The 2,235-nt window shown below is 70.2% G+C and carries 5 protein-coding genes; 1 reads left to right on the top strand and 4 read right to left on the bottom strand.

From position 1 onward, the window contains the following. A partial coding sequence (locus tag AB0J12_RS39585) for a biotin carboxylase N-terminal domain-containing protein (protein WP_157847070.1) occupies positions 1-100 on the bottom strand: 100 nt, incomplete at its 3' end. A gap of 379 nt (positions 101-479) precedes the next feature. Here AB0J12_RS39585 and AB0J12_RS39580 point away from each other — a divergent pair. After that, positions 480-950, top strand: a complete 471-nt coding sequence (locus AB0J12_RS39580) for a hypothetical protein (protein ID WP_363269655.1) — start codon at positions 480-482, stop codon at positions 948-950. Here the strand turns inward: AB0J12_RS39580 and AB0J12_RS39575 are convergent. From AB0J12_RS39575 to AB0J12_RS39565, 3 genes are all read right to left on the bottom strand, one after another. Beyond that, a complete protein-coding gene (locus tag AB0J12_RS39575) occupies positions 919-1,539 on the bottom strand; it encodes a nucleoside triphosphate pyrophosphatase (protein ID WP_363269654.1) in 621 nt (206 codons plus the stop codon). The genes AB0J12_RS39580 and AB0J12_RS39575 overlap by 32 nt on opposite strands. Before the next feature lie 52 nt (positions 1,540-1,591). Beyond that, a complete protein-coding gene (locus AB0J12_RS39570; RefSeq protein WP_363269653.1) occupies positions 1,592-1,720 on the bottom strand; it encodes a hypothetical protein in 129 nt (42 codons plus the stop codon). A 189-nt stretch (positions 1,721-1,909) separates the two neighbouring features. Next, positions 1,910-2,119 carry an acyl-CoA carboxylase epsilon subunit gene (locus AB0J12_RS39565; protein WP_363269652.1) on the bottom strand — a complete coding sequence of 70 codons (210 nt, stop codon included), beginning with the start codon at positions 2,117-2,119 and terminating at the stop codon, positions 1,910-1,912. Between the last annotated feature and the right edge of the window lie 116 nt (positions 2,120-2,235).

Here is a 2,235-nt window from a genome sequence, read left to right as displayed (position 1 = left end):
GGTCGGCGTAGACGGCCACGCTCGCGATCCCCGCGTCCCGGCAGGCCCGGGCCACGCGGACAGCGATTTCGCCACGGTTGGCGATGAGCACCTTGCGCACGATTGAGGCTCCCTCCTTGAAACAAGCCGAGTTTAGGGACTGCCGACACGGCACTTCGACCCGTCCCCATTGGTGAGCTTGCCCACACGGAGCGTGATTCGAGGCTCGCTCGACCCGCGAAATCCCTTGTCCCACCGCTATACGCAGGACTCCTCCGGGAAACCCTAGCCCTCTCATGTGGTCAAGGTCTCTGTGAGAGCGTGCTGCGCCCCACTCTGATTCTTTGTGGAGTCCCTACGAATGGCCCAATGATTCATTGGCATGCGCAGGACCCTTGTCCCTGGGTTTACCGGTTAGTAGCGTTCGCGATGTATCGCACATACTCGGGGTAACAGTGGCGTGGCCGGGTCGAGCCGCGCTCGAAGGTGGGTGGGCGACCGTGGTGCGCAGGCCGGTGGCATGGGTGGTGGCGCTCGTGCTCTTCGTCGAGGCTTTCGGGGTGGCCGGGTTCAACTGGTTCCTCGGCCATGTCGTCGACAGGCAGCACATGTCGCTGGCGGGCCTGGATCCGGACGTCATGGCGACGTCCTCGAAGATCGGCGGCGTCGTCTTCGGGCTCTACTTCCTGCTGTGCGGGGTGGTCGCCCTGCTCGTCGCCGTACGGAACCGGGCCCCCGCCGGGTTCGGCCGCATCGTGCTGGTCAGCTCGGCCGTGGTGCACGGGCTGCTGGGCGCGTTCGTGTGGGGGCTGGTCGGCTTCGGCGCGTTCGCCTTCATGATGGTCATGCTCGGCCTGATCGTGCTGCTCCTCGTCACATACGACGCCGAGCCGGCCCCTGCGGAGGGGGACGGCGACGACGCGGGTGACGGCTCGCCGGTCAGTCCTTCGACGGCGCCCACAACTCCGTGATGCCGACGCCCAGTTCGGCCAGCAGGCGGCGCACCAGGGGCAGGCTGATGCCGATGACGTTGCCGTGGTCGCCGTCGATGCCGTCGATGAACGGCGCGGAACGCCCGTCCAGGGTGAAGGCGCCGGCGACGTGGAGCGGCTCGCCGGAAGCGACGTAGGCGGCGATCTCCTCGTCCGTGGGCTCGCCGAACCGGACGACGGTGGAGGCGGTGGCGGAGACGTACCGCTCGGCCTGCGTGTCCCAGACGCAGTGGCCGGTCTGGAGGGTCCCGGCCCGGCCGCGCATCGCCTTCCAGCGCGCCGTGGCCTCCTCGGCGTCCGCGGGCTTGCCCAGGGCCTGGCCGTCCAGCTCCAGCACCGAGTCGCAGCCGATCACCAGCGCACCCCGGACCTCGGGCTTCGCGGCGACCACGGAGGCCTTGGCCTCGGCGAGGGCGAGGGCGAGCTCGGCGGGGGTCGGGGCGGTCACGGCGTCCTCGTCGACGCCGCTGACGATCACCTCGGGGTCGAGTCCGGCCTGCCGCAGCAGTCCGAGCCGGGCGGGTGACTGGGAGGCGAGCACGAGTCGGCGGCGCGGCTGGTCTGTCATGCGATCAGCGTAGCCGCGGGCACACCACGGATGCGCGTCACCGGTGCGCGCCTCACCTCACCCCGATCACGATCATCGCCAGCACCATGGCCAGCGCCATGAGAACGCCCAGCCGCCGCAGTTTCTCCTGCATCTCCCGCAGTTCTTTCGGCGGCTCGTTCTCGGGGTCGGACCACAGCATGCCCTCCATCGTCCGGCGACGTCCTCGCAGGTCGCCTGAGTACGCATACTCATCTTCACTGGACGGTGCTGCACACTGCGCCGGCTCAGGCCTGTCCCGTCGTACGACTTCGGCCATCACCCGCACCCGGACGACGCGGGATACGCGGTGATGGCCGAAGCCGTCGCGGACGTGCTGTGCGGCGGAGGGTCAGGCCGGCCAGTAGGTGCGCGACCACGACGTCGGGCCGGGCTGGGGCACCCGCCGGCCGGCGAGGCGGGCCGGGTCGGACCAGGAGTCACGCGGGGAGGGCGCGCCGGGCGGCGTGGCGGCCGCCGCCGCGGCGCGGACGCGGACCACCGCCAGTGCGGCGGCCAGCTCCTCGGGGGTCGGGTTGCCCCGTACGACCTTGATGTTCATGACGGCTCCCAGCGGGCCTAGAGGGGGATGTTGCCGTGCTTCTTCGGGGGCAGGGATTCCCGCTTGGTGCGCAGTTGACGCAGGCCGCGGACGATGTGGCGGCGGGTGTCGGAGGG

The sequence above is a fragment of the Streptomyces sp. NPDC049915 genome, from assembly GCF_040656475.1.
GTDB lineage: Bacteria > Actinomycetota > Actinomycetes > Streptomycetales > Streptomycetaceae > Streptomyces.
Note: the sequence above shows the minus strand (reverse complement) of the source record. Positions and strands in the feature narration are given on the sequence as shown.

Coding starts and splice junctions, on each gene's coding strand:
- AB0J12_RS39565 (WP_363269652.1), bottom strand. CDS start 2,119: ATGAACATCAAGGTCGTACGGGGCAACCCGACCCCCGAGGAGCTGGCC.
- AB0J12_RS39570 (WP_363269653.1), bottom strand. CDS start 1,720: ATGCTGTGGTCCGACCCCGAGAACGAGCCGCCGAAAGAACTGCGGGAG.
- AB0J12_RS39575 (WP_363269654.1), bottom strand. CDS start 1,539: ATGACAGACCAGCCGCGCCGCCGACTCGTGCTCGCCTCCCAGTCACCC.